A 7878-nucleotide genomic window follows, 5' to 3' on the forward strand; every position below is an offset into this window, starting at 1 on the left:
CATTCGGTCTGACCGAATGAAGGCTCCCTTCACCCCGTTACGGGGGCCGGTGGCCGGGTTAGGCGCGCTGGCTGGAGATGGAGACGATCTCGCCGGTGAGGTAGGTGGTGTAGTCGCTCGCGAGCATCGCGATGGTCGCGGCGATCTCCCACACCTCGGCGGCGCGGCCGAAGGCCTCGGCGCCCGCCAACTGGTCGAGCAGCTCCTCGCTGGTGACCTTCGACAGGAACGCGTGCTTCGCGATGGAGGGCGCGACCGCGTTGATCCGGACGCCGTACTCCGCCGCCTCGATCGCCGAGCAGCGGGTCAGCGCCATGACGCCGGCCTTGGCCGCGGCGTAGTGCGACTGCGAGTGCTGCGCGCGCCAGCCCAGCACCGACGCGTTGTTCACCAGGACGCCGTTGTGGTCGACGGACTTGAAGTACCGCAGTGCGGCACGGGTGGCACGGAAGGTGCTGGTCAGCGTGACGTCGAGGACACGGTCCCACTGCTCGTCGGTCATGTCGACGATCGGGGTCTCGCCGCCGAGGCCGGCGTTGTTGACCAGGACGTCGATGCGGCCCAGCTTCTCCGCCGCGCCGGCGATCAGGGCGTCGACCTGCTCGGTGCTCGAGACGTCGCACACGAACGACTCGATCTGCTGGCCGCCGAATTCGGCCGCGAGCTTCTCGACGGTCTCGCCGAGTCGACGCTCGTGGAAGTCCGAGACGAGGACGTCGCCGCCCTCGAGCAGCGCGCGGCGGGCGGTGGCGAAGCCGATGCCGGTGCCGGCGGCCGCCGTGACGACGACCTTCTTGCCCTTGAGCAGGTTGTGGCCCTCGATCTCTGCGGGGGCGACGGCGAGCGGGGACTTGACGGTGGCGGTCACGGGCGTGCCTCTCGGGGAAGGCCGAGCACGCGCTCGGCGATGATGTTGCGCTGGATCTCGTTGGATCCGCCGTAGATGGTGTCGGCGCGCGTGAACAGCCACAGACGCTGCAGATCGTTCAGTTCCTCGCCGGGCTCGGTGTTCTCGACGCCCACGAGCGAGGCCGCACCCTGGACGTCCATGGCGAGTTCGCCGAGGGCGCGGTGCCAGTTGGCCCACAGCAGCTTCGCGACCGACGCCTCGCCACCGTTGGAGCTCGCGTCGACGCTGGCGAGCGTGCGCAGCGCGTGGGCCCGAATGACCTGCAGGCTCATCCACGCGCGGGAGATCTTGTTGCGGATCGCCGGGTCCTGCGCCGCCCCGTTGCGCTCGGCCAACTCGACGATGGACTCGAGCTCACGGGCGAAGCCGATCTGCTGGCCGAGGGTCGAGACGCCGCGCTCGAAGGTGAGCGTGCCCATCGCGGTGGCCCAGCCGTTGCCCTCGCCGCCGACGACGAGGTCCGCGTCGGTGCGGGCGTTGTCGAAGAACACCTCGTTGAACTCCGAGGTACCGGTCAGCTGGATGATCGGGCGGACCTCGATGCCCTCCTGATTCATGGGAACCAGGAGGTAGGACAGGCCCTTGTGGCGCGACGACCCCGGCTCGGTGCGCGCGACGACGAAGCACCAGTCGGCCAGGTGCGCGAGCGACGTCCAGACCTTCTGGCCGTTGACGACCCACTGGTCGCCCTCGAGGCGCGCGGTGGTCGACACGTTCGCGAGGTCGGAACCGGCGCCGGGCTCGGAGTAGCCCTGGCACCACAGTTCGGAGACGGTCTTGATGCCCGGCAGGAAGCGCTGCTTCTGCTCCTCGGTGCCGAACGCGATGAGCGTCGGGCCGAGCAGCTCCTCACCGATATGGCTCACGCGCGCGGGTGCGTTCGCACGCGCGTACTCCTGATGGAAGATGATCTGCTGACTCAGCGTCGCCTCGCGTCCGCCGTACTCCTTCGGCCACCCGAGGCAGGTCCAGCCGGCGGCGGCCAGGTGACGATCCCACTCCAGGCGTTCCTCGAACGCCTCGTGTTCACGCCCCGGCCCACCCAGGCCCTTCAGCTCGGCAAACTTCCCGGAGAGGTTCTCTTCGAGCCATTCGCGTACTTCTTTGGCGAATGCCGCGTCGGCGGCCTCGCTCTCACCCTGGCTAACGTCCACAGCGATACGGTACCCTACCAAGCACTTGCTTTGTATAGAGGTTCCGCCTCGTTGAGGAGAGATTGTGAGCACGAATGTGACCACCGGGCCCCGGACGACCCCGGCCGCGCTGTGGCGCGCCGCTGAACAATTCGGGTCGAACGAGGCCGTTGCAGACGGATCCGAGCGCGTCACCTACACCGAGTTGCTCGACCGCGTGCGCACCGCCGCGCGGGCGCTGATGGCCAAGGGCGTCCAGGCCGGCGACCGCGTCGCGATCTGGGCGCCCAACACCTATCACTGGGTCGAGGCGTTCCTGGCCGCCCAGTACGCCGGTGCCACGCTGGTGCCGATCAGCACCCGCTACACCGGCCACGAGGCCCTCGACATCCTCGAGCGCACCAAGACGAAGGTCCTGGTCGTGCCGGATCGTTTCCTCAAGGCCGATCGCCTCGCGGACGTCCTCAAGGCGGCGGGCGAGGGCGGAATCCCGGCACTCGAGCTCGTGGTGCGCACCCCGTCCGACGATCCGGCCTCGGGTGTCCCGACGACGGCGTTCCCGGGCGGCGAGATCCTCGAGTGGGATCAGATCACCGCGGCCGCCGAGCCCGTCTCGGTGGAAGAGGCCGACGCCCGCGCTCACGCGGTCTCCCCCGACGACGTCGCCGACATCCTGTTCACGTCCGGCACCACCGGCAAGAGCAAGGGCGTCATGACCGCGCACCGCCAGACCGTCGGTATCGCCGACGCATGGGCCGACTGCGCCGAGGTCGACGACAAGGACCGCTACCTGGTCATCAATCCGTTCTTCCACACGTTCGGCTACAAGGCCGGAATCATGGTGTGCATCCTGCGCGGCGCGACGATCGTGCCTGCCGCGGTGTTCGACGTCCCCACGATCATGACGATGATCGCCGACGAAAAGATCAGCGTGCTTCCCGGCGCCCCCACGATCCACCAGACGATCCTCGACTTCCCGACCCGCGGCGACTACAACCTGTCGAGCCTGCGCGTCGCGATCACCGGCGCGGCCGCGGTCCCGGTCGTACTCGTCGAGCGCCTGCAGTCCGAACTCGGCTACGACGCCGTCATCACCGCTTACGGCCAGACCGAGGCGGTCGTGGTGACGATGTGCCGCACCGACGACGATCCGGTCACGGTGTCGACGTCGTCCGGCCGCGCGATCCCCGGCATGGAGGTCAAGATCGGCGAGCAGGGCGAGATCCTGGTCCGCGGCGAGAACATCATGCTCGGCTACCTCGACGACCCCGAGTCGACGCGAAAGACGATCGACGAGGACGGCTGGCTGCACACCGGGGACGTCGGCGTCCTGGACGAGCGCGGCTACCTCGACATCACCGACCGGCTCAAGGACATGTTCATCTCGAACGGCTTCAACGTGTACCCGGCGGAGGTCGAGAACACCCTGGCACGCATCGACTCCGTCGCCGAGGCCGCCGTGATCGGCATTCCCGACGAGCGGGCCGGCGAGGTCGGGCGTGCCTACGTGGTCGTCAAGCCCGGCGCCACCCTGACCGCCGACGAGGTCATCGCGTTCTGCAAGGAGCGCCTGGCGGGCTTCAAGATTCCGCGCGAGGTGCGGATCGTCGACGGGCTGCCGCGCAACCCGTCCGGCAAGGTGCTCAAGAACGATCTGCGCGAGGGCAAGGCATGACCGTCCCCCACAGTGTTCCCGATCGGGGAGACCTTCCCGACGAGGGAGAGGTCGTCACCTACGAGGTGCGGGACCACGTCGCGTTCGTGACGCTGAACCGTCCCGACTACCGCAACGCCCAGAACTCGGTGATGACGTACGCCCTCGACGCCGCCTTCGAGCGAGCCGTCGAGGACGACGACGTCAAGGTGATCGTGCTGGCCGGCAACGGCGAGCACTTCAGCGCCGGCCACGACATCGGTACGCCCGGCCGCGATCACCACGTGCACTACGAGAACAAGGCCGCGCTGTGGTGGGACCACCTCGGCAAGGCCGGCGGCGACCAGCGTTACGCCCGCGAGACCGAGGTCTACCTGGGCATGTGCCGTCGGTGGCGGGAGATCCCGAAGCCGATGATCGCGAAGATCCACGGCGCCTGCATCGCCGGTGGCCTCATGCTCGCGTGGTGCTGCGACCTGATCGTCGCCTCGGAGGACGCGTACTTCTCGGATCCCGTTGTGCGCATGGGCGTTCCGGGTGTCGAGTACTTCGCGCACCCGTGGGTGCTGGGATCACGGTTCGCGAAGGAGATCCTCTTCACGGGCGATCGCTTCTCCGCGCAGCGCGCGTACGAGGTGGGCATGGTCAACCGGGTGGTGCCGCGCGCCGACCTCGAGACCGAGACCCTGGCGCTGGCCGCCCGCGTCGCGGAGATGCCGCGGTTCGGCCTGGCGCTCACGAAGAAGGCCGTCAACCAGTGCGAGGACCTCATGGGTCAGCGCGCCGGTATGGATTCGGTGTTCGGCCTGCACCACTTTGCCCACGCGCACAATGCCGAGGTGGGCAGGGACTCGCTGGGTGGAATGGACGTCAACAGTATGAAAGCGAAGGCGAAATAGTGGATCTCGAACTGGATGAAAAGGCCCGCGCCTTCCAGCTGGAAGTGCGCGAATGGCTCGCGGCCAACGTCCCGGCGCAGCCGCTGCCGTCGATGGACACCGCGGAGGGCTTCGAGGCCCACCGCGAGTGGGAGCACAAGCTCGCCGACGCACGCCTGTCGACCGTCTCCTGGCCGGCCGAGTACGGCGGCCGCGACGCGTCGATGATCGAGTGGGTGCTCTTCGAGGAGGAGTACTACAAGGCGGGCGCGCCGGGCCGCGTCAGCCAGAACGGTATCTTCCTGTTCGCGCCGACGCTGTTCGAGCACGGCACGGAGGAGCAGCTCGCGCGCATCATGCCGAGCATGTCCCGCGCCGACGTCATCTGGGCGCAGGCGTGGTCCGAGCCGGAGGCCGGCAGCGACCTCGCGGGCATCCGCTCGACGGCCCGTCGCACCGAGGGCGGCTGGATCCTCAACGGCCAGAAGACGTGGAGCTCGCGCGCGGTGTACGCGGACTGGGGCTTCGGCATGTTCCGCACCGACCCGGAGGCGCAGCGCCACAAGGGTCTGACGTACTTCATGTTCCCGCTGAACCAGGACGGCGTCACCGTGCGCGCCATCCCGCAGCTCGACGGCGAGCCCGGCTTCGCGGAGATCTTCTTCGAGGACGTCTTCGTGCCCGACGCCGACGTCGTCGGTGAGGTCAACAACGGCTGGCGCGTCGCGATGAGCACCGCGAGCAACGAGCGTGGCCTGTCGCTGCGCAGCCCGGGCCGCTTCATCTCCGCGGTGAACCGTCTGATCGAGGTGTGGAAGGAGAACGCCGACGACACCGACACCGCCGCACGCGATCGCGTCGTCGACGCGTGGATCGGTGCCGAGGCGTACCGGCTGCACACGTGGGGCACCGTCACCCGCATGCTCGAGGGTGTCCCCCTCGGCGTCGAGGGCTCGATCAACAAGATCTTCTGGTCCGAGCTCGACGTCCGCATCCACGAGACGGCGCTCGACCTGATGGGCGCCGACGGCGAGCTCGCCGGCAAGTGGCAGGACGGCTACCTGTTCTCGCTTTCCGGCCCGATCTACGCCGGCACCAACGAAATTCAGCGCAACATCGTTGCCGAGCGGATGCTCGGACTCCCGAAGGCGGATCGATGAAATTCTCTCTGTCCACCGAGCAGCGCGATTTCGCGGACAGCCTCCGCGGACTGCTCGCCAACGCCAACACCCCGGCCGTCGTCCGGTCGTGGGGCGAGAACGACACCGCCTCGGGCCGTGAGCTGCTGCAGCAGCTCGCCGAGACCGGCGTGACCGCGCTCGCCGTGCCCGAGGAGTTCGACGGCATCGCCGCGCACCCCGCCGATCTGGCCGTCGCGTTCATCGAGCTGGGCCGCGCTGCGGTCCCCGGCCCGATCCTCGAGACCGCCGCCGCAGTGCCCGCCCTGCTGTCGGCACTCGACGACCAGCAGCTCGCCAAGCGTTTCCTGCCGGGCATCGCCGAGGGCACCCTCGCGTCGCTGGTGCTCGAGCCGTCCACGCCGCGCGCCCTCGACGCCGATGTCGCCGAGCCGGTCCTGCGGGTCTCGGGTGACACCCTCGAGCTGGTCCGCCCGACCACGCAGCTCGAGTCGGTCGATCCGGCCCGTCGCCTGTTCGAGGTCGAGTCGGTCGAGACGCTCGCGCAGGGCGCGGACGTCGCCGCTGCCGCGGAGAAGGCCTACGACCTCGCGGTGCTGGCCGCGTCGGCACAGCTGATCGGCGCCGGCCACGCAATGATCGAGACCGCCACCGAGTACGCCAAGAACCGTTCGCAGTTCGGTCGCGTCATCGGTAGCTTCCAGGCCGTCAAGCACCACATGTCCGACGCCCTCGTGGCCGTCGAGATGGCGACCCCGCTGGTCTACGGCGCGGCGATCTCCATCGCCGAGGGTTCCGACACCGTCGCCCGCGACGTCTCGGCCGCCAAGGTCGCCGCCGCGAACGCCGCATACGTGGCGTCGCGCAAGGCACTTCAGGTCCACGGTGCGATCGGTTACACCCTCGAGTGCGACCTGTCGCTGTGGCTGACCAAGACGCGGGCGCTGCAGTCCGCGTGGGGCACCGCCTCGGCACACCGCGCACGGATTGCGAGCGCGCTGTGAGTGGGGTCGGAGTGTTCGCGGAGGAGCAGATCGAACTCCGCAAGACGGTTGCCCAGCTGCTGTCCAAGCGCGCCGACGCGGCCGCGCTGCGCAAGACGCTCGAGTCGGGCGAGGCGTGCGACCGCGGCCTGTGGGACGTGCTGTGCCAGCAGGTCGGTGTCGCGGCGCTCGCGATCCCGGAGGAGTTCGGCGGCTTCGGTGCCACTCTCGTCGAGCAGCACCTGGTGCTCGAGGAGCTCGGTGCCGCGCTGACGCCGTCGCCGATGTTCGGTTCCGCGGTCCTGGCCGCACAGGCGATCCTGGCGACCGGTAACACCGAGGCGTGCGAGCGCCTGCTGCCCGGCATCGCCGAGGGTGCTTCCATCGCCGCGCTGTGCTGGGTGGGCCCCGAAGGCCACTGGCGCAGCGACGAGGTCGCGTGCACGGCGGCCGGCAGCGATGCCGACGGCTACACCGTCTCGGGCACCGCCCACTACGTGCTCGACGGCGCACATGCCGACGTGCTGATCGTGGCGGCCTCCGTGGACGGCGCGATCGCGCTGTTCGAGGTCGACCCGTCCGCCGACGGCGTCGCCCGCCGTCAACTGCCGACGATGGACCTCACCCGTCCGATGTCGTTGGTGGAGTTCGATTCCGCCGCGGCGATCCGGCTCACCGCCGACGACGCGACCGCGGCGCTCGAGAAGGTCCGCACCATCGCGATCGTCGCCCTGTCGGCCGAGCAGGTCGGCGCCGCCGAGCGCTGCCTGCAGATGACGGTGGACTACAGCAAGGACCGCGTCCAGTTCGGTCGCGCGATCGGCAGCTTCCAGGCGCTCAAGCACCGCATGGCCGACCTGTACTTCCTGGTGGAGACTGCGCGGTCGGCGTCGTACGCGGCGGTGTACTCGCTCAGCGAGGGCCTGCCGTCGGCGGCTGCGGACGCCGCGGTCGCGAAGGCGTACTGCTCGGAGGCGTTCAGCGCGATCACCGGGGATGCGATCCAGCTGCACGGCGGCATCGCGATCACCTGGGAGCACGACGCGCACCTGTTCTTCAAGCGCGCGCACGGCAGCTCGCAGCTGTTCGGGCAGCCCGAGGAGTTCATCAAGGAGATGGAGTCGCTGGCGGGCCTGTCTGCATAAGGTCAGACGGTCTCGCTGCTGCCGTTCAGCGCCGGG

General features: G+C 69.1%; 7 protein-coding genes. 5 read left to right on the forward strand and 2 right to left on the reverse strand.

Annotated elements, in window-relative coordinates; all coding sequences use genetic code 11:
• Positions 1-58: 58 nt before the first annotated feature.
• A complete protein-coding gene (locus ACFXGJ_RS23310) occupies positions 59-868 on the reverse strand; it encodes an SDR family oxidoreductase (protein ID WP_378625500.1) in 810 nt (269 codons plus the stop codon).
• Positions 865-2064: an acyl-CoA dehydrogenase family protein gene (locus ACFXGJ_RS23315; RefSeq protein WP_378625503.1), complete on the reverse strand. Its 1200-nt coding sequence runs from the start codon at positions 2062-2064 to the stop codon at positions 865-867. The genes ACFXGJ_RS23310 and ACFXGJ_RS23315 overlap by 4 nt, the downstream gene beginning before the upstream one ends.
• A gap of 76 nt (positions 2065-2140) precedes the next feature.
• On the opposite strand from ACFXGJ_RS23315, the gene ACFXGJ_RS23320 reads away from it, so the two are divergent.
• The 5 genes from ACFXGJ_RS23320 to ACFXGJ_RS23340 are packed head-to-tail and all read left to right on the forward strand — an operon-like array spanning position 2141 to position 7842.
• Complete coding sequence (locus tag ACFXGJ_RS23320) at positions 2141-3718, forward strand: FadD3 family acyl-CoA ligase (protein ID WP_378625520.1); 1578 nt, start codon at positions 2141-2143, stop codon at positions 3716-3718.
• The gene (locus ACFXGJ_RS23325) at positions 3715-4596 is read left to right on the forward strand and encodes an enoyl-CoA hydratase (protein WP_378625506.1); all 882 of its coding nucleotides are present in this window, start codon (positions 3715-3717) and stop codon (positions 4594-4596) included. The genes ACFXGJ_RS23320 and ACFXGJ_RS23325 overlap by 4 nt, the downstream gene beginning before the upstream one ends.
• Positions 4596-5735, forward strand: a complete 1140-nt coding sequence (locus ACFXGJ_RS23330; protein ID WP_378625509.1) for an acyl-CoA dehydrogenase family protein — start codon at positions 4596-4598, stop codon at positions 5733-5735. Before ACFXGJ_RS23325 ends, ACFXGJ_RS23330 begins: the two co-directional genes overlap by 1 nt.
• Positions 5732-6718 (forward strand): acyl-CoA dehydrogenase family protein, encoded by a 987-nt coding sequence (locus ACFXGJ_RS23335; RefSeq protein ID WP_378625513.1) that lies wholly within the window; start codon positions 5732-5734, stop codon positions 6716-6718. Before ACFXGJ_RS23330 ends, ACFXGJ_RS23335 begins: the two co-directional genes overlap by 4 nt.
• The gene (locus ACFXGJ_RS23340) at positions 6715-7842 is read left to right on the forward strand and encodes an acyl-CoA dehydrogenase family protein (RefSeq protein ID WP_378625516.1); all 1128 of its coding nucleotides are present in this window, start codon (positions 6715-6717) and stop codon (positions 7840-7842) included. Before ACFXGJ_RS23335 ends, ACFXGJ_RS23340 begins: the two co-directional genes overlap by 4 nt.
• Positions 7843-7878: the final 36 nt, after the last annotated feature.

Origin of the sequence: Rhodococcus sp. NPDC059234 (genome assembly GCF_042754225.1) — a bacterium.
Lineage (GTDB): Bacteria > Actinomycetota > Actinomycetes > Mycobacteriales > Mycobacteriaceae > Rhodococcus_G.